Annotated in this window: 17 protein-coding genes; 13 read left to right on the top strand and 4 right to left on the bottom strand. The window is 72.6% G+C overall.

Annotated elements, in window-relative coordinates:
• From ACFRU2_RS08885 to ACFRU2_RS08875, 3 genes are all read left to right on the top strand, one after another.
• The coding region (locus ACFRU2_RS08885) for a tetratricopeptide repeat protein (RefSeq protein ID WP_382969476.1) at positions 1 to 1,606 on the top strand (1,606 nt) is incomplete at its 5' end.
• A 77-nt stretch (positions 1,607 to 1,683) separates the two neighbouring features.
• Positions 1,684 to 1,896, top strand: a complete 213-nt coding sequence (locus ACFRU2_RS08880; protein WP_382969473.1) for a hypothetical protein — start codon at positions 1,684 to 1,686, stop codon at positions 1,894 to 1,896.
• Positions 1,897 to 2,534: 638 nt separating this feature from the next.
• Entirely contained in the window at positions 2,535 to 3,359 is an 825-nt protein-coding gene (locus ACFRU2_RS08875; protein ID WP_382969472.1) for a hypothetical protein, read from the top strand.
• Between the two features lie 110 nt (positions 3,360 to 3,469).
• Here ACFRU2_RS08875 and ACFRU2_RS08870 read toward each other — a convergent pair whose 3' ends face one another.
• The 3 genes from ACFRU2_RS08870 to ACFRU2_RS08860 all read right to left on the bottom strand — a co-directional run bounded on the left by ACFRU2_RS08870 (position 3,470) and on the right by ACFRU2_RS08860 (position 5,294).
• On the bottom strand, positions 3,470 to 3,658 hold the full coding sequence (locus tag ACFRU2_RS08870) for a hypothetical protein (RefSeq protein ID WP_382969470.1): 189 nt from the start codon (positions 3,656 to 3,658) through the stop codon (positions 3,470 to 3,472).
• Positions 3,659 to 3,806: 148 nt separating this feature from the next.
• Positions 3,807 to 4,811: a D-alanyl-D-alanine carboxypeptidase family protein gene (locus tag ACFRU2_RS08865; protein WP_382969468.1), complete on the bottom strand. Its 1,005-nt coding sequence runs from the start codon at positions 4,809 to 4,811 to the stop codon at positions 3,807 to 3,809.
• Between the two features lie 327 nt (positions 4,812 to 5,138).
• Complete coding sequence (locus ACFRU2_RS08860) at positions 5,139 to 5,294, bottom strand: CsbD family protein (protein ID WP_284716012.1); 156 nt, start codon at positions 5,292 to 5,294, stop codon at positions 5,139 to 5,141.
• Positions 5,295 to 5,485: 191 nt separating this feature from the next.
• On the opposite strand from ACFRU2_RS08860, the gene ACFRU2_RS08855 reads away from it, so the two are divergent.
• Together ACFRU2_RS08855 and ACFRU2_RS08850 are read left to right on the top strand one after the other, a co-directional pair.
• Positions 5,486 to 5,752: a DUF4235 domain-containing protein gene (locus tag ACFRU2_RS08855; RefSeq protein WP_382969466.1), complete on the top strand. Its 267-nt coding sequence runs from the start codon at positions 5,486 to 5,488 to the stop codon at positions 5,750 to 5,752.
• A gap of 265 nt (positions 5,753 to 6,017) precedes the next feature.
• Entirely contained in the window at positions 6,018 to 6,293 is a 276-nt protein-coding gene (locus tag ACFRU2_RS08850; protein WP_243332813.1) for an isoamylase early set domain-containing protein, read from the top strand.
• A 90-nt stretch (positions 6,294 to 6,383) separates the two neighbouring features.
• Here ACFRU2_RS08850 and ACFRU2_RS08845 read toward each other — a convergent pair whose 3' ends face one another.
• Positions 6,384 to 7,715, bottom strand: a complete 1,332-nt coding sequence (locus ACFRU2_RS08845) for an AI-2E family transporter (protein ID WP_382969643.1) — start codon at positions 7,713 to 7,715, stop codon at positions 6,384 to 6,386.
• Between the two features lie 197 nt (positions 7,716 to 7,912).
• Here ACFRU2_RS08845 and ACFRU2_RS08840 point away from each other — a divergent pair, with 197 nt between their 5' ends.
• From ACFRU2_RS08840 to ACFRU2_RS08805, 8 genes are all read left to right on the top strand, one after another.
• Entirely contained in the window at positions 7,913 to 9,568 is a 1,656-nt protein-coding gene (locus tag ACFRU2_RS08840; RefSeq protein WP_382969464.1) for a phospholipase D family protein, read from the top strand.
• A gap of 55 nt (positions 9,569 to 9,623) precedes the next feature.
• Entirely contained in the window at positions 9,624 to 9,995 is a 372-nt protein-coding gene (locus tag ACFRU2_RS08835) for a low affinity iron permease family protein (protein WP_382969463.1), read from the top strand.
• A gap of 122 nt (positions 9,996 to 10,117) precedes the next feature.
• A complete protein-coding gene (locus tag ACFRU2_RS08830; protein WP_382969461.1) occupies positions 10,118 to 10,648 on the top strand; it encodes a DoxX family protein in 531 nt (176 codons plus the stop codon).
• Between the two features lie 90 nt (positions 10,649 to 10,738).
• On the top strand, positions 10,739 to 12,013 hold the full coding sequence (locus ACFRU2_RS08825; RefSeq protein WP_382969458.1) for a cytochrome P450: 1,275 nt from the start codon (positions 10,739 to 10,741) through the stop codon (positions 12,011 to 12,013).
• A gap of 160 nt (positions 12,014 to 12,173) precedes the next feature.
• On the top strand, positions 12,174 to 14,174 hold the full coding sequence (locus ACFRU2_RS08820; RefSeq protein WP_382969455.1) for a hypothetical protein: 2,001 nt from the start codon (positions 12,174 to 12,176) through the stop codon (positions 14,172 to 14,174).
• Between the two features lie 4 nt (positions 14,175 to 14,178).
• Positions 14,179 to 15,657 carry a branched-chain amino acid ABC transporter substrate-binding protein gene (locus ACFRU2_RS08815; protein WP_382969454.1) on the top strand — a complete coding sequence of 493 codons (1,479 nt, stop codon included), beginning with the start codon at positions 14,179 to 14,181 and terminating at the stop codon, positions 15,655 to 15,657.
• A gap of 98 nt (positions 15,658 to 15,755) precedes the next feature.
• Positions 15,756 to 18,551, top strand: a complete 2,796-nt coding sequence (locus ACFRU2_RS08810) for an ATP-binding protein (RefSeq protein WP_382969451.1) — start codon at positions 15,756 to 15,758, stop codon at positions 18,549 to 18,551.
• 148 nt (positions 18,552 to 18,699) lie between these two features.
• Positions 18,700 to 20,487, top strand: a complete 1,788-nt coding sequence (locus ACFRU2_RS08805; RefSeq protein WP_382969449.1) for a S8 family serine peptidase — start codon at positions 18,700 to 18,702, stop codon at positions 20,485 to 20,487.
• Positions 20,488 to 20,621 lie beyond the last annotated feature (134 nt).

Raw genomic sequence — 20,621 nt, 5'->3', positions numbered from 1 at the left:
CCCCCTGTACGAGCAAAACCTCCGCGACCGGCTGCGCGTACTGGGCCCAGAACACCCCGACACCCTGGTCTCCGGCAACAACCTTGCCTCCGCCTACCAAGAGGCGGGGGATCTGGCCCGCGCCATCCCCCTGTACGAGCAGACCCTGGCAGCCCGGTTGCAGGTGCTGGGCGAAGACCACCCCAACACCCTGGCCTCCGGCGGCAACCTCCCCTTTGCCTACCAGGAAGCGGGAGACCTGGGCCGGGCCATCCCCCTGTACGAGCAAAACCTCCGCGACCGGCTGCGGGTACTCGGCCCAGACCACCCCGCCACCCTGGCGGCCCGCAACAACCTCGCCTACGCCTACCTGAAGGTGGGGGATATGGCCCGCGCCATCCCCCTCTATGAGCAGACCCTGACAGACGTGTTGCGGGTGATGGGCGAAGACCACCCCTACGCCCTGTACTCCGGCAACAACCTTGCCCACGCCTACCAGGAAGCAGGGGATCTAGGCCGGGCCATCCCCCTGTACGAGCAAAACCTCCGCGACCGGCTGCGGGTACTCGGCCCAGACCACCCCGCCACCCTGACCTCAGGCAACAACCTTGCCTCCGCCTACCAGGAAGCGGGGGATCCGGCCCACGCCATCCCCCTGTACGAGCAGACCCTGGCAGCCCGATTGCGGGTGCTGGGCGAAGGCCACCCCGACACCCTGACCTCCGGCAACAACCTCGCCCACGCCTACCTGGAGGCGGGGGACGCGGCCCGCGCCATCTCACTCCTTGAGGCAACCCTCTCGAACTGCGAGCAACTATGGGGAAGCAACCACGCGCTCACTCAGAAGCTGCAAGTCAACCTCTCCCTCGCCATTGCCTATGGCCAGGGCGAGGCGATAGCCGCGACCGGACCTGCATCACCAGACCAGCGACTGACACCGGACCCCCGCGCAAGCACATCCCGAGACACCCCCACTGCTCCTCGGAAAGAGCCTGGAGTCGACGCGGCTGCAAAGCTGCTGGAGGAACGAACAGAAGTCCTGGGCCCAGATCACCCTCAGACCCTGCAAGCCCGAGCCCACCTCGCCTACAAGAGGGGTATGGCGGGAGATCCAGCTGGGGCTGCAGCCACGCAGGAAGAACTCCTGGAGGCCAGTTTGCGCATACTGGGCCCGGACCATCCCGACACCCTTGCCACGCTGGGTATCCTCGCCCACTGGTGTGACGAAGCGGGAGATCACTCCGGCGCCGTAGCGGCCTGGAAGAAGCTGGTGGCGGCTCGCGTGCGGGTACTGGGGCCGGACCATCCCGACACCATCACAGCCTGGGAGCTGCTGGCGTCGTCCCTGGGGAAGGCCGGAGACCCGGACGGCGCTGCTGCTGCCACGGAAGAACTGGTTGCTGGGCGTATGCGCCTTCTGGGCACGGACCATCCGAACACTCTCTCCGCGCGAGGCCACCTCGCCTACTGCCAAGGCATGGCAGGCGACACCGACGCGGCAGCGAAGGCGTTCGCCCAGCTACTGGAAGACTGCCTCCGTGTCCTGGGACCAGACCACCCCGACACCCACGCCACCCGGGAAGGCCTCACCTATTGGCAGGCCAGAGCCGACGAAGAAGCCCCCTGAAGACGACTGCCCGCCAGCACAGCTCCATTCCACCCCAGCCACAGCAGACAAGGCCGTCGGCATCGACTGGCCGACTGGTGGAGATCCGCGACAACCTCCTCGCCCCCATCTCCGAAGCCGAGCGCGAGGGCCGGCTCGTTGAGATCGAGGTCCTGCGCGCCAGCCTCGCCGGCGCCGAATCCAAAATCGACCAGCTCGACGCCACCTCCGGAGGCATGCCGATCCACCTCGGCATGCCACGCCAGGCCCCAGCTCAACCCGCTCCACAGAAGGGCGCAGAGCACCGCTGAGACAATGACGGGATGATCAGCAAGGAGATCCGGTTCGACTGCCATCCCCGAGGCGACGGCGGCCCGCTCGTGGTGGTACCTCACATCGACGGAGCACAACCCATCAGCCCACCAGGGGAGGGAAGCAGTCGTGTTTGACTACGTCGTCGGGCTAAGCCCCGAGCAGGCCGCACGCTGGACCGCTTTGGTCGAGGAGTCTCGACCAGTCCTGAAGAGTGATGGCATGGAAGCCGTTCAGGCCCTCCTTGCAGAGCGCGGCATGAGCACCATCCAAGCGATCGCAATAACCCGGGCAGTACTGGGACATGCGGAAACACCACTCCGAGCCGCCATCGACATCGTGGCTACGAGCCAGGCCCGGCAGTAAGTTCAGCGAAGTCACCAGATCGAGCCAGATCGCACCAGCCTGCCCCTGCTCCCGAAGGCGGGCCATCGAGGAGCGGCTGGCTCGCATCGGATGAGCCGCTCTCTTCAGACGCGACACGCGGGGTGGCAGATACGCCGGCGTCAAGGCGGGCGTGCCGACTGCCGGGACTGGAAGGGGTCCTGACCCCGGGTGAGGCCTGGGCCGACCCCGGTGCGGCGGCTTTTGCATCTGCGGATGTCGTCGGTCGCTCACGACATCCCCGGGGGGACACATGCACGCGCGAACGATCGCCTCGATGGCGCTCGGCACCACGGCCCTGCTCGCCATGACGGCCTGCGGACCCGACGCGGAGAGCGCGAGCGGCGCCTCGACACCGGCGGCGACGCCGTCCGCCGCGCTGGACACCCTGCCGGTCGACCAGATCCTCGCCAAGTCCGGCGCGGCCATGGACGCGCTCCAGTCGGTCCACGTCACGGGCACGCTGTCCAACACGACGGACGGAAAGACCGCGGACGGAACGCCGGTGGCCGCCGGCACGTCCATCAAGATGGACCTGTCCGTCGACAAGAAGGGCAACTGCCGGGGCACCATGCACGTGGCGGGAACCGGGGCGCTCAGCATCATCAGGACGGCCGAGCTCGTCCACGTCAACGGGGACGCAGAGTTCTGGCGGAACATCGCCGCACAGAAGAAGGCCTCGAAGAAGCAGGAGAACGCGGTGGTCGGCGCGTTCGCCGCGCGCTGGGTCCGTATTCCCACCAGCAACCCGCAGGCCCGCCAGATGTCCGCCGCCTGCGACCAGGTCACCCCGTTGACGAGCGTCGGCGCGAACGCGGTCAAGGCCAGGGAGAGCGGGACCTCCCTGATCGACGGCAGGGCGGTGGTCGCGGTCTCCGCGCAGACCGCGCAAGGCCAGGACGAAACCTACTGGATCGCCACCGAGGGCACCCCCCACCTCCTCAAGGCCCTGGTGGGCGGGGAAACGGCCGGAGAGATCGCCTACTCGGCCTTCGACACCCCCGTCGACACCACACCCCCGGCGGACTCCGAGGTCATCGACATCGCGAAGCTCACACCGACCGGCGCGGACTCCTGACCCTCCAGCGGGCGAAGCGGCTCGTTGGTTCATGAGCGGGGCTCCTCCGCCGGAGCGCCTTGCGCACGATGTCTACGGGAGCGCGCTTTGCGCACGGTCCAGGCAGTCCTTCAGATGCGTCGCCGGCCGCCGTCGTCCCCGCGGTCGGTGCCCGTTCCCTCCGTCCGCCGTGTGCGGTGGGGCTGCTGGCGGAACAGGCGGTCCATCTGGCCGCGCACCGCTTCGAAGTCCTCCCAGCAGTTCCGCGCCGTCTCCTCGGAACGGACCGTCCGTCTCCGGCCCCGATGCGTCCCCTTCACGGTTCTCTCCTTCGGCCCGCGGTCGTACGGTCGTACGTGAGCCCCCTCGCTCGCGCCCGGCGCCTACCCGGAGCGGTCGTACCCACACACGGGCCGACCGGTGCCGCATCCGTGCACCGCTGCCGAGCCGAACGTCGCGCGCCTTCCGCTACCCCGCTCGGCCGCGGCCGGACAGTGCGACCGGCTCTCCCTGACCGGGGCTCCGGCGTGCCTCACGGGTGGCCGGCGCAGGGGGGCGGGGTGTTGCTAGTGCGTCGAGCGGCGCGTGTTGGACGGCTTGGACGAGCCGCCTGGTGTGGGCCCAGACCGCGGCCCGCGCCCGCACCGGGGAGCAGCCGGTGCGCTGGGCGAGGACGGCGCCGAGTACCAGCCTGCGGGTGCCGCCGACGTCCGCGTAGGCGGCCCACAGGACGTTGCCCCCGGCCGGGGTGCTGGTGCCCGTCTTGAGTCCGACGACGCCGTACCGGCCGAGGAGCCGGTTGGTGGTGCGCGCCTCGCCCCGGTCGCCCGGGACACGGACCGAGGGGGTGGCGACGATGGTGCGGAACACCTCGTCCCGCATGACCGTACGGGCCAGGAGGAGCAGGTCTTCGGCCGTGCTGGTGTTCCCGGTGTCCATGCCGCAGGAGCCGGTGAAGGTCGTACGGGCCATGCCCAGCTCCGCGGCCGCCTCGTTCATCCGGCGGACGAAGGCCGCCTCGGATCCGGCGGTCCAGCGGGCGAGGAGCCTGGCGATGTTGTTGCCCGAGGGGATCAGCAGGTAGGCGAGCAGCCGGCGCAGGGGGAACTCCTGCCCCTCCGCCACGGGCACGACCGATTCGACGGCGGAGCCCGCTTCGCGGGCGGCGGCCCGGTCGACGCGGACCACGGGACCGGAGTCCCCCGGCCCGAGCGGGTGCTCGCGCAGGACGACGTAGGCGGTCATCACCTTGGTGAGGCTCGCGATCGGCACCGGTATCTGCTCGCCGACCGTGCCGAGGCTGCCGACGTCCTCGACCTCCACGCTCGCCTGACCCTCGTGGGGCCAGGGCAGCGCCGCCGTCGACACCGCACGACGGGCGGCGGCGAAGGCGGCGTCACCGGCCCGGCAGGCCGCGAGGCGGCCGCGCCCGGGCAGCTCGGCGGACCGTCGGAGGAAGGCGTGGACGGACATGACACTCCCGGGATCGGGTTATGCGGTGGGGGCACGTGCCCCGCCGCGCCCGGAACGGTCCGGGCCCGGATCACTCGGCAGCGGCGGGGCACACGCCCGAGCATGGCCGCCCCACCCATCGGAACCCCGGCCGTCGTCCATCGGCAGGCGCTCCACCGTGTACCAGTTCCGCAGCGGCCACGGCCGCGGCCGCCTTCGCGGGGTCCGCCGAAGGGTCGCCTCGCCGTACGCGACGGCACGGCGACGGCCACGGTCTCCGTACCCCGTTTCCGGGGACGGAGACCGTGGCCGTTCACGTTTCGGCGTCGGTGGAGTCGACCTGCCCGGCTAGTCCTTGAGGACGTCCTTGGCCTTCTCCTTGGCCTGGCGGGCATCGCCCTTCATCTGCTCCGCGCGCCCTTCGGCGGTGAGGCGCTCGTTGCCGACGGTGCGGCCCATCGCTTCCTTCGCCTTGCCCTTTGCCTGTTCCTTCTTGGCCTTCATCTTCTGCTCACCCGACACGGCTCTCACTCCGATCGTTGGCGATCATCTGACGGGGTGCGTCTGTCCGAATGTCCTATCCGTAAACCTTCCCGCGCGGATCCGCGCGTTAGCCGCGAGCGGCTCGGGGCAGGCACGGGGAGGAGGGGAGGAACGGATGGCGCGGGGAGGAACAGCTACGGAGTGGAGGCACGGTGGAGAGCTCGAAGATCGCCTACAAACCCGTCGGTCTGGCGCTCGGTGCCACAGGAGGTCTGCTGGCCGGTGTGGCCTTCAAGCAGATCTGGAAGCGGCTCGGCCACCAGGACGAGGCACCGAGCGCGACCGACGAGGACCGTTCGTGGCGGGAGATCCTCATCGCCGCGGCCCTCCAGGGCGCCGTGTTCGCGGCGGTCAAGGCCGCGATCGACCGCGGCGGCGCGGTGGCCGCCAAACGGCTGACCGGCACCTGGCCCGCTTGAGGCGGCACCGGCGGGGTTCGTGTGTCGTGGTGTCGCGCTGCTGCCGCGGTTGCTGCGCCCCACCGCGCTACGGAGGTCACGGAGCCCCCTGCTCCGTGCCTTCCTGCCCGTCGGCCGTCGGCCGTCGGGCAGGACGCGAAGGTGTCTGCTCCGGACGGGGTGATGCGGGTGTGCCCGTGCGGCGAGTCGTCGGCCGGAACGGCCGGTGGTCGTCAGGCTGACCCCGATCGGCAGGCATCGCCCGCCCTGAGCAGAGGAGCAGTCCGTGCTGGAGCGCAAGCGCCGGAAGCACACCACCGACGTCACCTTCGTACTTCCCGGGGACCTCCCGCCCGGGCCGGTGAGCGTCGTGGGGACGTTCAACGACTGGCACCCCGGCGCGCACGTCCTCGAACCCCGGACCGACGGAATGCGCGCCGTGACCGTGGCCCTCCCGGCCAAGGCCACCCACAGCTTCCGCTACCTCGCGGCCGGGGACTACTGGTTCGACGAGCCGGCCGCCGACGGGCACGAGGAGGGCAACAGCCGCCTGCGCACCTGACCTCGGGACGGTGTTGCGGTAGCGCGGCCGGCGCCGCGTGCGTCGTGAGCTGCCGGGCCGGGTGGTCCGGCCGGCCGCTCCCCCGGTTCGTCACCCCTCGGCCGCGGGGTTCTGCTGGGTGGCGGGCGGGTCCTGGGCGTCCTCCGTTCCCGCCTGCTGATCCTCCGGCGGGGCGCCGGAGGGGGGCCCCGTGGGTACCGCCCTCGTGACGGCGCGGGTGGAGTGGGCCCGGAGGTGGGTGACCACCGTGTTGGTCACGGCGACGAGCGGAACCGCCACGACGGCCCCGCCGATTCCCGCGATGGTTCCGCCCGTGGCGACGGCCAGGACGACCGCCAGCGGGTGGACGCGCACGGCCCTGCCCAGGATGAACGGCTGGAGCACGTGTCCCTCGATCTGCTGCACCACGAGGACGACCATCAGAGCCATCAGGGCGGTGAAGACCCCTTCCGTGACGAGGGCGACGACGACCGCCAGCGCGCCGGACACCACGGCACCCACGAGGGGCACGAAGGAGGACAGGAAGATCACCACGCCGATCGGAACGGCGAGCGGCACGCCCAGGAAGTAGATGCCCACGCCGATGAAGACCGCGTCGATCATCGCGACGATCATGGTGCCGCGCACGTAGGCGGTGAGGGTCCGCCAGGCGCGCGGACCGGCGCCGGCGACCCCCGGGCGGGCCGCCGCGGGGACGAGCCGCAGGGTCCACTGCCAGATGCGCTTGCCGTCGTACAGCAGGAAGAGGGTGGCGAACATGGCGAGCAGCAGTCCGGTGATCACCTCCACCAGGACGGTCACGCCCTGGAGGCCGGTGGAGGTGATCTCACTCGTACTGGTGCCGATGCTGTCGCTCAGGCTGTCGGCGATGTCGTTGATCTGTTGTTCCGTGACGTGCAGCGGACTGTCGATCAGCCATTGTTTGAGTTCTCCGATGCCCTCCTGAACCCGGTCCGAGAGGTTGTCGAGGTTGTCGAGCACCTGCCAGACGACGAACCATCCGACCAGCCCGAGCAGCACGAATCCGCAGGTCGCGGTCAGAGCCGTCGCCGCGCCCCGGGACAGTCCGCTCCGGTGCAGCCGTGCAACCGTCGGCTGGAGCAGTGCGGTGACCAGGAGCGCGACGACGAAGGCGAGGGCGACCAGCCGTACCGCCCCGATGACCCGCATCAGCACCCAGACGGTTGCGGCGAGCACCAGGAACCGCCAGCCGGCCTCGGCGGCGACCCGGACCCCCCAGGGCACCGCGGCCGCGGGGTCCCGCGCTCCGGTGCCGGGCCCGTCCGACGGCTCCGGCTCAGCCGTGTCCTCCCACGCTCCGGCAGCCTCCGCCTCGCGTTGGGCATGGAGCCGGGCCCCGCGCTCGCCGAGCCCGGCGACGCTCTTCTTCAGGCGCCCGAGCCATCCGCGCACTCGGGTCAGAGGACGGTCCACCGTGGAGTTCCTCCGGGTCGGTGTGTAGGAGAACTCCCTCCAGGCTGGACCGCGCGGGGCCCACCGGCACCCCGGGAGCCCGGTCCGTGGGCTCCGGACCCCAGCCCCCGTGCCCCCGGCGGTGCGGCCCGCCGTCCCGAGTGGAAGGGTGGGGAGTGGGTACCCGTGTGAGCGGAGGACATGGCATGCCCATTTCGGACTGGCTCCTGGCGCCTGGAGAACGCGGCAATACCGCCACCCGGCTGGAGGACCGCCGGGCGGACGGGGCGGCCTGGTCCGAAGGCAACGAGGCCAGGCCGCTCGTCCACGGGGCCACGTACTTCGCCGAGCTCCTCGCGCGGATCCGGGCGATGCGCGCGGGCGACCTGCTCCTGTTCACCGACTGGCGCGGCGATCCCGACGAGCGGCTCCGCGGCCCCGGTACGGAGGTCGCGGCCGTACTGGGCGCGGCGGCCGAGCGCGGTGTCATCGTCAAGGGTCTGCTCTGGCGGTCCCACCTGGACGGCTTCCGGTTCAGCGAGGACGAGAACCGCTCCCTCAGCGAGGACGTCGCTGCGGCGGGCGGTGAGTGCCTGCTCGACCTGCGCGTGCGGCCCGGCGGCTCGCACCACCAGAAGATGGTGGTGCTGCGGCACCCCGGCCGTCCGGAGGACGATGTCGCGTACGTCGGCGGGATCGATCTCTGCCACAACCGCAACGACGACGCCGACCACCGCGGCGACCGCCAGTCGCTGCCCCTGGCGCCCCGGTACGGTCCGCACCCGCCGTGGCACGACGTCCAGCTCGCTCTGAGGGGGCCGGTCGTCGGCGACATCGAAGCCGTCTTCCGCGAGCGCTGGGAGGATCCCGCGCCGCTCAGCCGCAGCCCGCTGATGCGCCTGCGCGAACGGCTGGCCCGGGAGGACACCAGTGCGGACGAACTGCCGCCGCAGGATCCCGATCCCCCGCCCTGCGGCACGCACGCCGTCCAAGTGCTGCGCACCTATCCGAACCGTCTGCTGCGCGGCTACCCCTTCGCCCCCGACGGCGAGCGCAGCATCGCCCGGGGCTACCTCAAGGCACTGCGGCGGGCCCGCACGCTGATCTACCTGGAGGACCAGTACCTCTGGTCCCCGCGCGTCGTGGACAGCTTCGCCCAGGCGCTGCGCGCGCATCCGCAGCTGCGGCTGGCCGCCGTCATCCCCACCGTTCCGGAGCAGGACGGACTGCTCACCGGACCCATGAACCTGATCGGACGGATCACCGCCCTGGACGAACTGCGCCGCGCCGGAGGAGACCGGGTCGCCGTGTACGGGGTGGAGAACCATGCCGGGACCCCTGTCTACGTGCACGCCAAGGTGTGCGTGATCGACGACGTCTGGGCCGCCGTCGGGTCCGACAACGTGAACATGCGCTCGTGGACGCACGACTCCGAGCTGAGCTGCACCGTCCTCGACCGGGCCGCCGATCCGAGACGGCCGCGCGACCCGGGAGGACTCGGGGACGGGGCCCGCCCGTTCGCCCGGGCGTTGCGCCTGGAGCTGATGTGCGAGCACCTCGACGCGGGCGGCGGGTACGGGTCGGCGGGTGGCGGGTACGGGTCGGGGGTCGGGCCAGGGGCCGGGCCTGCCGAAGGACTGTGCGATCCGTCGACCGCGTTCGACCGGTTCGGCGAAGCCGCCGCGGCGCTGGACGCCTGGCACGCGGCCGGGCGCCGTGGCCCGCGCCCTGCGGGCCGCTTGCGCCGCTACGTCGCTCCGGAGCTGCCGACCCTCCGGCGCCTGCTCGCGACTCCGCTGCACCACGCCCTGGTCGACCCCGACGGCCGGCCCCTCGGAATGCGGCTCCGGGGCGGATTCTGACTCCGCGTTCCGGGTCCGACCGTTTCGGCCGGCCGGCGGCGGGCAGACGCCGGGCATGACGCTCGAACATCCGGCCGAAAAGGGAAGGCCGGGGCGGCTCGGCCGCTTCGAGAAGCTGGCGGAACTCGCATCCAATTTCACGAGTTCGGCGCTCTTCTCCTGCCTGTGCGTCCTCCTGGTGGCGGGCTTCGTCACCGTGCACCTCTTCCACCTGCCGATGGAGTGGCAGCACCTCGCCGGTGACGCCATGGCCGCGGTCTCCCTGCTGCTGCTCGCCCTGCTCAAGAACTCCGAACGCCGGGCCGAGCATGCGATCCAGCGCAAGCTGGACGCCATAGCCAACGTCCTGCTGGAGGAGCAGGAGGGGCCGAGGAGCAAGGCTCACCGGGACCTGGCGGAGGCCGTCCGGATCGAGGAGCAGGAGTAGTCCGGTGCACGGCGGCCCTCCCCCGCCGGCTGCGCCCACCCCGTTCGGCGCGGGTGCGGTGTGGCGGAACGGACGGTGTGGAACACATTCCGCCGACCTCCTTCCTGTCGAAAGGCCGCCCCATGCACTTCACCCTCCGCAAGGACCTCGGACTGCTCTCCCTGCGCCTCGCGGCAGGAGGCGTCCTGATGGCACACGGCACGCAGAAGCTCTTCGGCTGGTTCGGCGGTGGCGGCATCGAGGGCACGGCCCGGGCGATGGAACACATGGGCTTCACTCCGGGCAGGCGCAGCGCCATCGCCGCCGGGCTCGGCGAGGCGGGTGGCGGTGCCCTGCTCGCGCTGGGTCTCGCCACCCCCGCGGCGGGAGCCGCCGCCGCGGGCGCCATGGCAGGGGCCGTCTCGGTGCACGCTCCCGCCGGGTTCTTCGCCCAAGGAGGCGGCTTCGAGTACCCGGCTCTGCTCGGCACGGTCGCCGCTTCCCTCGGCGTTACGGGGCCGGGGCGCATCTCCCTCGACCACCTCAGCCGGCACCGGCTCGACCGTCCCGCCGTCATCGCGGTGGCGTTCGCCCTCAGCGCGGTCGCGGCCACCGTCGTCGTCAAGCGGCGCGTCGCCGCGATGGAGTCCGCGGGCGGAGCCGACGAGGACTGACGGCCCTCCGCCGGCGGACGCGGCCGGGCCGCAGGGGCGCCCCCGGCCCGCCTCAGGTGTGCGCCGCGCGGAGTCGGGTACGCGCGGAACATGTCCTCCTCCAGGATTTCCGGGGTCGAGCATTCCGTGGCCCCTTGGAACGACGGCACGCTCGGCCTGCTGGCCCACGGCTACGCCTGGCTGCCCAACCGGATGCGGGACTCCGACGACGACACGGTCAGGACCCGGCTGCTGGGCCGGCCCACCACCGCGCTGCACGGGCCCGACGCGGTCGCCTTCTTCTACGACGAGGAGCACGTGGCACGGGCTGCGGCCCTGCCGGATCCCGTCCTGGACACGCTGTTCGGACAGGGCGCCCGCCACACCCCCGACGGCGACGAGGACGCACACCGGGTCCGCACGGCCCTGGTCGACGCCCTCCTCGAGGACGGCACCGGCGTCGCCGCACTGGGCGGGCACGTCGCCGCGCGGTGGCGCCGGGCGACGGCCGGCCGGCGGTCCGAGCGCGTGGTGCTCTTCGACGAGGCTGCCGAGGTGCTGGCGCTGGCCGTCTGCGACTGGGTCGGCGTGGCGCTGTCCGCCCGGGCGGCCGCCGCGCTGGCGCGGGACTGCACGGCCATGGTCGACGGCTTCGCCGCCCCGGGCCCCCGGTACCTGCGCTCCCGTCGGGCACGCCACCGCCAGGAGGACGCCCAGGCCGCCCTGATCGCCGAGGTCCGGCACGTTCCGGAAGCGGAGGCCGGGCATTCGGCCCTGGCGACGGTGGCGTGGCACCGGGACGCGGAAGGGGACCTCCTGGACCTCCACACGGCCGCCGCGGAACTGCTCGACGTGATCAGGCCGGCCGTCGCGGTCGCCTGGTTCGCCACGTTCGCCGCCCACGCCCTGCACCGCTGGCCCCACCACCGGGAGCTGCTCCACGCCGATACCGACGGGCACTACGCCGAAGCGTTCGCGTACGAGGTACGGCGTTTCTACCCCTTCGCCCCCTTCGCGGGCGGACTGGCCGCCCAGGACCTGACCTGGCACGGCCACGACATCCCGAAGGACTCGCTCGTCCTGCTCGACCTGTACGGCCAGAACCACGACGCCGCCCTGTGGGAGCAGCCGTACCGGTTCGATCCGCACCGGTTCGCCCACGCCGGAGGCCCCCGCACCCCGCTGGACGGCCCCGTCCCGCGGGACGGCGCAGACCCGGCCCGCGATCACCGCGGCCCCGGCGAGGACATCACCCTGACCGCGCTCGCCACCTTCGCCGCAGAGCTGGCGCGCCTGGACTACAGCGTCCCCGACCAGGACCTGACGATCCCCCTGTCCCGCATGCCGACCCTCCCCCGCAGCGGGTTCGAGCTGCGGTTGAACTGAAAGACCCCTCGCAGGCCGGCCCCGTTGCCCGGCCGGTCGCCCGGTCCCGCCACCCGGTCCCGGCTACCGGAATGGAATCAAGGAGCGGAAACCCCTGTCTGACTCCGGCTCCAAATGGCAGGCTCTAGACCTCGAAGCATCCTGGGGGGGATCACGCGTGATGGAGCCGGGTACGGGCATGGGCCTGCGGGGCCGCAGCGGCATCGTGTCGCTGGTCGACTCGTGCCTGAAGGAGGACCCGGCGGCCGAGCGGCCCCTGACCATGCTCCTCGGGCCGGCCGGCAGCGGAGCGAGCGAAGCGCACAGCGCGCTCATGGAGCGCTTCGGGCCCGACTACCCCTTCGCCTTCGTCAACTTCGGCGGGGCCCAGTCCCTGCTGCCGCGCTACGCCCTCGGACTCCTGGCCCGCCAGCTCGAACGCAAGCTGCCCCGCTACGGCCGCTCCCACTTCCCGCTGCTCAGCCTCGGCCTGCTCGCCTCCGACCAGGAACTGCGCATGCGCAACCTCGCGGAGGGCCGGCGCGCGGTGCAGCGCCAGCTGGACCGGTTCCAGGAGGAGAACGAGGCCCGGCACGGCGACTACCTGGCGGCCTTCTTCGAAGTGGGCATGGGTGCGGTCGGCATGCCCGAGGGCGCCTCCAGCGCTGCGCTCGCCCTCTTCCAGGACGCCCTGCGGCGCGGCCGGCGCACCGTGCCCGGTCTGCTCGGCGGCCGGCTGGGCAGTCGGCTGACGACCGGAGCCCACTGGTACGGGCGCCACCCCATGACCCGCAGCGCGGACCCGATGGAAGCCCTCGTGGAGCTCAACCTGTGGCGCCACGAGGGCGACGAGAACGAACAGGAGCGGCTCGACCTCGTCCTGTTCTCGGCCTTCCTGGAAGACCTCAGGCGCAACACCGCCCGCAACTTCATGCCCCGCTCCTACCTGCTGCTGCTGGACAACGCCCACACCGAGTACGGCCGGCACTTCCTCGACCTGTTACTGCGCTCCCGGCACGACCAGACCGTCGTGGCGGGACACGCCAGCGATCCCCTGACCGTCGTCGCCAGCTCCAACCGCTGGCTGCCGCGCTGGGGCCCGGCGACCGGGGACTCCTGGCCCTGGCAGCTGCGCGGCCCCGACCGGGCCTCCCTGGCCGACTGGAACACCCACCGGCCGCCCCGCGACAGCGAGGACAGCTGGTGGTACCCGCTGCGCCTGCGCGACCTCAATCTGGACGAGGTGCGGATCCGGATAGAGCTCCAGCTCGGCGGGAACAGCGACCTGGCCCCGCTGACCCGGCTCACCCCCTTCGTGCACCGGCTCACGGGCGGGCTGCCGCGCGCCGTCCACCAGGTGCTCGACGTGCTGCGCCAGGCCGGGTCGCTCCCCGACTCCGGCCCCCAGCAGGACCGTTGGCTGCGCACCCTGCCCGACCGGCCGCTGCGCACCGGCGAGTATTCCGCCACGCTCGCCGACACCGCCCTCGGCCACCTCTTGCGCGACTTCGACGGAACCCAGCGCGCGGCCCTGGCCGAATGCGCCGCCGCCCGGGACTTCTCGGTGGCCACCCGGCTGCTCAGCCCCGACGACTCCCTGTTCGGCGACATCCGGGCCCGCTGGCTGCTGACCGGACCCGTCGCCGTGGTGCCCGTACTCCACCCGTGGCTGCGCCGGCTGCTCCTGTGGCGGCTGGCCGCGCGCCCCGACGGGTGGGACGCCGCGCACGAACTCCTCGCGGAGTACTACCGCGCCGAGGGCAAGCCGGTGCAGGAGATGTACCACCAGCTCGCCCGCGGGCGGACCGAGGAGGTCACCTCCCACCTGACCCGGCGTTTCACCGCCGTACCGGCCGCGCAGTGGATCTCCGAGTTCGATGCGATCACCACCGCTCCGAACCGGCTCCCCTCCGACAGCGGGCCGCTGGAGCTGCTCTCCGGGATCGTCCCGCGCCGGGCCGGTCGCGTGATGGACACCGAGTCCGTGATCCACACCCTGGTGACCACCCGTTGGGTGTGGAGCGATCCGCTCGCCGACCCCGCCATGCGGCTGGGGAACCTGATCGCCGACGGCTACACCCAGCTGTCCCAACTGCGGAGGAACGACATCGTGGCCCTGTTCAACGAGGCCGAACGGTACCGGCAATGGCGCGATCCCCAGACCGCGGGCTGGGAGGGCTGAGCGCGTGCCCAGACTCGAATGGCCCCTGCACGTCGTACGCCGCGTCGCACTGGCCGCGGCGGCGGCCGTCACTCTCGTCGCGGCGCTCTGGCTGGGCGTGGGCTGGTTCCAGGAACGCCAGGCCAGGTGCGCCGACGGGGTCGTCGAACAGGGACCGGCCGACGAGTGCGTCGGGGTGAGCGACGGCTCCTACGTCTTCGCACCGCACCTCGACGCCGTCAGCGCGAAGATCGAGGAGGAGAACCGCCGGGTCGTGGCCAACGCGGCCAAGGAGCCGTACGTCAGCGTCGCGTACTACACCTCGTTCACCACCACCGCCTCCGACAGCAATTCCGCCGAGGGTGTCCGGCACGAACTCCAGGGCGCCTACCTCGCCCAGTACCGGCACAACCAGGGCGATCTGGCCGCCACTCCCAAGATCCGGTTGCTGATAGCCAACCCGGGCAGCAAGTCCAGGCAGTGGAAGCACACCGTCGACGAACTGATCGCCCGCAAGGACGCCCCGGACCGGCTCGTCGCGGTGGCCGGTCTCGGACCCAGCACCGAGGAGAACCTCGCCGCGATACGGCGCTTCTCCGAGAACGGGATCGCCATGGTCGGCGCGACCATGACCGCCTCGACCATCCAGGACATCAACGGCTTCGTCCGGATCGCCCCGACCAACGAGGACGAGGCGTTCGCGGGCGCCGGCTACCTCAAGCGGCGCGGGGTCACCACCGGTGTCGTCATCCAGGACGTGGCGCAGGGAGACCTCTACTCCTCCACCCTCGGCGACGCCTTCACCAAGGCGTTCCAGGACGGCGGCCCGCACAAGCTCGTCGCCGAGCGCATGACCTACGACTCCTCCGTCAGCAGTGCCTGGCAGAACGAACTGCGGTACATGCCCGGCCAGTTGTGCCAGCAGCGCCCGCAACTCGTCTACTTCGCGGGCCGCGGCCTGCACCTCACCCGTTTCCTCGACGCGCTCGCCAACCGCAGCTGCACCGACCAGAAGTTCACCGTGTTCACCGGGGACGACACGACCAACTTGAGCCCGGAGCAGCTCGCCCGCGCCGCCGAGACGGGCATCGAGGTGCTGTACACCGGCCTCGCCCACCCCGACATGTACCGTGCGGCGCCGCAGGCGGTGTCCGCGCCCTCCGCGAAGAACTTCCAGCCGGGCGGACTGATGGACCAGTGGTTCCCGCACGACCCCCGCGAGGACGGCGGGGCCCTGATGGGCCACGACGCGGTCCTCGCGGCGGCCCACGGCATCCAGATGGCCGCCCGCTGGCAGGGCGAGGTCGCCGGCGACGCCGTGGCCCGGATGTTCCACCAGATGGACGGCACCCAGCAGGTGGCCGGGGCCAGCGGGTTCATCTCCTTCCAGAACAACGGCAATCCGCGCAACAAGGCCGTCCCCGTCCTGCGCCTCAACGCCAAGGGCCAGGTGGAGTTCGTGGAAGTCTCCGCGGCGGAGGGCAAACCGCCCCAGGAACAATGACGCCCCACGCGTGCCGGTGACATGGGGCGCCGTCGCCCGGCCCCGGCGGGGCCGGGACCCCTACCGGGGGCCTGTGGTGCTGCGTAGACTCCACCCGCATGACGGCGGGGATGGGCGCATCGGTGCTGGTCGGACGGGATGCGGAGATTCGGGCGATGCGTTCCGCGCTGGCCCGGCCGCCCGCCGTGGTGCTGATCGAGGGCGAGGCCGGGATCGGCAAGACGCGGCTCGTGCGCGAGGTGCTCGCGCGGCGGCCGGACCGTGGTGCGCGGGTGCTGTCCGGGAGCTGTCCGCCGCTGCGCGAACCGTTCCCGTACGGGCCGCTGTTCGACGTGCTGCGCACCCTCGCGCACGCCGTCCCGGCGGGGCTCAGCCCGTTGTGCGGGGCGCTGCGTCCGTACTTGCCCGAGCTCGCCGAGCGGCTTCCCCCGCCCTGCGAGCCGCTGCACGACCCGGCCGCCGCCACGCACCGGATCTTCCGGGCTGTGGGTGCGCTCCTGACCGCCGTGTGTCCGGCCGTGCTCGTCGTGGAGGACCTCCACTGGGCCGACGACGGCACCCGCGACCTGATCCGGTTCCTGATCGAGGATCCGCCGCCGGGGCTCGCCGTCGTGCTGACGTACCGTCGGGAGGACCTGCCCGCCCCCGGGTTGCCCCTGGGGCGCGCCTACCGGCGGACGGCCGGTCACGAGTCGCTGCTGATGCGGCTGGAGGCGCTCGACGCGGGCGAGGTGCGCATCCTGGCCGCCGCGCTCACCGGTGGACCCGTATCCGCCCGGCTGGCCGGTGAGTTGCACGAGCGGACCGCCGGGATCCCCTTCGTGCTGGAGGAGTTCGTCCGCGGGCCGGGCGCTCCCACGGCCGTGCCCGCCCTGCTCCAGGAGGCGATGGCCGACCGGACCGCCGGTCTGGACGCGCCCGCCCTCGCCGTCGTCCACGCGGCCGCGGTGCTCCGCGATCCCGCGCAGGAAGCCCTGGTCACCGCGGTGGCGGGGCTCGACGAGGAGGCCGGGGCCGAGGCCGTGGGCGCCGCGCTGCGGGCCGGGGTGCTCCACGACTGGGGCGAGGACCGGTACGGATTCCGGCACGGACTGGCCCAACAGGCCGTCTACGAGGCCCTGCTGGGTCCGGAGCGACGGCGCCTGCACCTGCGGGCCGTCACCGCACTGTCCGCGCTGCCCGCACCCCCGCTCGTACGGCTGGCCTTCCACGCCCGGCAGGCCGGGGCCGTGGAGGAGTGGCGCCGCTACGCGGAGGACGCCGCCGAGCACGCCCGGGAGATCGGGGACACGGCGCTCGCCGTGGAACTCCTCGAAGGACTCCTCGACGACCCCGCACTGCCTGCCGAGGACTGCGCCCGGCTCGCCCTGCGGCTCAGCCGTGCGGCCACGATCGGGCTCACCCACCGGCGCACCGCCCGGCTGCTGCGCCGGGTGGTCGACGACGGCGCGGCGCTGCCCGACGCGGTGCGCGGGGACATCCGGCTGAATCTCGGGCTGCTGCTGAACAACCAGGCCGGCGACCACCGCCAGGGCCGGCTGGACACCGCCCGCGCCGTCGCCGAGCTCCGCGAACGGCCCGCGCGCGCCGCCCGGGGCATGGCCGGGCTCGCCATGCCGACCTGGGGCGGGGACCCGTACCCGGTCCACCTGGAGTGGATCGCCCGCGCCGAGCGGATCGCCGCCTCGCACGGGGACGAGGCCCTGCGGCTCGCGGTGCGCGGCAACCACCTCGTGCTGCGGATGTCCCTCGGCGAGGGGGCGGTCCGCGGCGAGGCGGAGGCCCTGCTCGCCGCCGGCGCGGCGGACCGTGCGGGGCGCCTGGAGCTCGCGCGGATGTGCGGGAACCTCGCGGACGCCGCGGCCTGGCTGGGCAAGGACCCGGAGGCCGAGCTGTTCCACCGGGAGGGCGACCGCATGGCCGCCGCGTGCGGAGCCCCGTACCTGCGCGGGATCATCGACGCCACCGTGCTGCGCCTGGAGTGGAGCCAAGGGCGCTGGGAGGGGCTCGGCGAGCGGGCCCGGCAGGTGTGGGAGGCGGCCCAGGGCGCTTCCGGGATCGAGTCGGAGGCGCGCCTCGTACTGGGGCTCCTCGGCGCCGCGCACGGGGAGTGGGAGGAGGCCGGGGAGCACCTCGCGGCGGCCGCCCTGGGAGATCCGGAGAACGCGGCCTCGCCCGTCCTGGCCGCCGCGGGCGCCGCGGCGGTACGCATCCACCTCGCGCGGGGCCGGGCCGCCGAGGCCTGCGCCGAGGCCGACCGGGGACTGGCGCGCGTCCGGCACAAGGGGCTCTGGGGCTGGGCCGCCGACCTTGCGGCGGCCGGAGCGGACGCGTACGTACGGGCCGGCCGGTTGACCGACGCGGGGCGGCTGACCGGCGAGTACGCGGAGGCCATCGCCGGGCGGGACCATCCCTTGGCCCTGGCGGCGCTGCCGCTGTGCCGGGCGGCCGTGGCCCGGTCCGCCGGGCAGCCGAAGGAGGCGTCGGCGCACTACCGCCGGGCGGCGGCCGCGTTCGCCGCGCTGCGCCGGCCGCACAGCGCGGCCCAGGCCGTGCAGGCAGCCCTGGAATGCGTACCGGATGCAAGCGAACTGGCGCTCCTGGCCGTCGAGTTCGAACGCATCGGGGCCGCATGGGAGGCGGCCCGGTGCCGGCGGGCGCTGCGCGGGAGCGGGCACGCGACGGCGCCCGGGCGCGGCCGGGGCAGCCGGGGCGGGTACGGCGAGGGACTGTCGCCGCGCGAGGCGGACGTGGCCCGGCTGGTGGCCTCGGGCCGGACCAACCGGGAGATCGCCGAGCTGCTGTTCCTCTCGCCGCGCACGGTGGAGCAGCACGTGGCGAAAGTACTGCGGAAGCTGAAGGTCAGCAGCCGGACGGAGGTACGTACTCCGTAGCTGCCGGGACGCGCGCGAGGGCTGCGAATAGGTACTCCTACGGACCCGGGTACGGATTGCCGCGCTCCCCCGGGTGTCACGAGGGTGATCCCCGTGCCCCGGCCCCCACGCCGGGGCGTCCAGGAACCCGATCAGTAGGAGCAGTTGGATGCGTGCACAGCGTGCGGCAAGAAGCACCCGGCTCGGGGCCATATGTCTCGGTGCCGCCACCGCGACCGTCCTCGGCCTGTTCGGCGCCGCCACCCAGGCCCACGCCGGACCCGCGGAGGGCAGGGTCCTCGGCGAGGGCGCGGCGGACACGGTGAGCGGCCGGTACCTCGTCGTCCTCGACGGGGCGCCCTCCCTGCGCGCCGCCGCCACGGCCGAGACCGCCGGGGAGGCGAAGACGCTGACGGACCGCCACGGAGGGGCGGTCCGTCAGCTGTACACGGCCGCCCTCAAGGGGTTCTCCGTGAAGGCGACCCCGGAGCAGGCCCGCCGCCTCGCGGCCGCCCCGGGCGTCCGCTACGTCCAGGCCGACACCGTCTTCCGCGTGTCCGGGACCCAGCCCAACCCGCCGTCCTGGGGCATCGACCGCATCGACGGGGCGAAGGACGGTTCCTACGCCTACCCGAACGACGGCGGCGGGGTGACCGCGTACATCGCGGACACCGGCCTGTACCGGCAGCACGCGGACTTCGGCTCCCGCGCCTCCTCGGGCTACGACTTCATCGACAACGACGCGGACTCCGCCGACTGCCACGGTCACGGCACGCACGTCGCGGGGACCGTGGGCGGCGGCGCGTACGGCGTCGCGAAGAACGTCAAGCTGGTCGGGGTGCGCGTGCTCGACTGCCAGGGTTCCGGTTCCACGGAGCAGATCGCGGCCGGGATGGACTGGATCGCGAAGAACGCCAAGAAGCCGGCCGTCGTCAACATGTCCCTGGGCGGCAGCGCCGACCGTGCGCTCGACGACGCCGTGGCCGGGGTCATCAACGCGGGCGTACCGGTGGCCGTCGCGGCGGGCAACGACAGCAAGGACGCGTGCAACACCAGCCCGGCGCGTCTGCCCGCGGCCATCACCCTCGGCTCCACGGACGGCAACGACGCCCGCTCCAGCTTCTCCAACTATGGTTCCTGCCTGGACCTGTTCGCTCCCGGCGGCTCCATCGTCTCCACCAAGATGGGCGGCGGCACGCAGACGATGAGCGGCACCTCGATGGCCACTCCGCACACGGCGGGAGCGGCGGCGCTCTACCTCTCGGCGCACCCCGACGCCACTCCGCAGCAGGTGCGCGACGCACTGGTGGACAACGCGCAGTCGGGTGTGGTGACCGGGGCCGGTTCGGGCTCGCCCAACAAGTTCCTGAACGTGACCAAGCTCGGCGCTCCCGGCCAGCCCGGTGAGCCGGTCGCGGACTTCGCCGCCCAGTGCTCGACGTCGGCCGCCTCCTGCGCCTTCGACGCCTCGGCGTCCAAGGACCCGGACGGCTCGATCGCCTCGTACGCCTGGGAGTTCGGGGACGGTGCGAAGGGTGAGGGCGTCAAGCCGTCCCACGAGTACTCCGCCGCCGGGACCTACTCGGTCAAGCTGACCGTCACCGACGACTCGGGCCGCACCGCCACCGTCACCAAGCCGGTCACCGCCGGGACGACGCAGCCGCCGACGGGCACCCCGCCGACCGCCGCGTTCTCGGTGTCCTGCTGGTACCAGGACTGCACCTTCGACGCCTCGGCCTCCAAGGACTCCGACGGCTCGATCGCCTCGTACAAGTGGAAGTTCGGCGATGCCGCCACGGGTGCCGGCGTCACCGTCGCCCACCGCTACCCGGCCGGGCAGCGCAGCTACACCGCCGAGCTGACGGTGACGGACAACTCCGGCCTGACGGCGACGGCTTCGCGACGCATCGACTGCTACGGGTTCGGCACCGGCCAGTCCCTCTGCTTCGCCTCCTGATCCTGCGCCCCTCGCGCGGCGGGGGGGGGGGGGGGGGGGAAGGGGGGGGGGGGGGGGGGGTGGGGGGGGGGGGGGGAAAAAAAAAACAAAGGAAAAGGGAGTGGAGGAGAGGAAAGAAGAGGGAGAAGAGTGAA

The organism is Streptomyces sp. NPDC056883, assembly GCF_042788835.1.
Classification (GTDB): Bacteria; Actinomycetota; Actinomycetes; order Streptomycetales; family Streptomycetaceae; genus Streptomyces; species Streptomyces stoeckheimensis.
Note: the sequence above shows the minus strand (reverse complement) of the source record. Positions and strands in the feature narration are given on the sequence as shown.

What these genes read in the sequence shown, in the direction of transcription:
- ACFRU2_RS08840 (WP_382969464.1), top strand. Translation starts at nt 7,913, where the DNA reads ATGCCCATTTCGGACTGGCTCCTGGCGCCTGGAGAACGCGGCAATACC.
- ACFRU2_RS08875 (WP_382969472.1), top strand. Translation starts at nt 2,535, where the DNA reads ATGCACGCGCGAACGATCGCCTCGATGGCGCTCGGCACCACGGCCCTG.
- ACFRU2_RS08865 (WP_382969468.1), bottom strand. Translation starts at nt 4,811, where the DNA reads ATGTCCGTCCACGCCTTCCTCCGACGGTCCGCCGAGCTGCCCGGGCGC.
- ACFRU2_RS08825 (WP_382969458.1), top strand. Translation starts at nt 10,739, where the DNA reads ATGTCCTCCTCCAGGATTTCCGGGGTCGAGCATTCCGTGGCCCCTTGG.
- ACFRU2_RS08810 (WP_382969451.1), top strand. Translation starts at nt 15,756, where the DNA reads ATGACGGCGGGGATGGGCGCATCGGTGCTGGTCGGACGGGATGCGGAG.
- ACFRU2_RS08805 (WP_382969449.1), top strand. Translation starts at nt 18,700, where the DNA reads ATGCGTGCACAGCGTGCGGCAAGAAGCACCCGGCTCGGGGCCATATGT.
- ACFRU2_RS08830 (WP_382969461.1), top strand. Translation starts at nt 10,118, where the DNA reads ATGCACTTCACCCTCCGCAAGGACCTCGGACTGCTCTCCCTGCGCCTC.
- ACFRU2_RS08820 (WP_382969455.1), top strand. Translation starts at nt 12,174, where the DNA reads ATGGAGCCGGGTACGGGCATGGGCCTGCGGGGCCGCAGCGGCATCGTG.
- ACFRU2_RS08860 (WP_284716012.1), bottom strand. Translation starts at nt 5,294, where the DNA reads ATGAAGGCCAAGAAGGAACAGGCAAAGGGCAAGGCGAAGGAAGCGATG.
- ACFRU2_RS08835 (WP_382969463.1), top strand. Translation starts at nt 9,624, where the DNA reads ATGACGCTCGAACATCCGGCCGAAAAGGGAAGGCCGGGGCGGCTCGGC.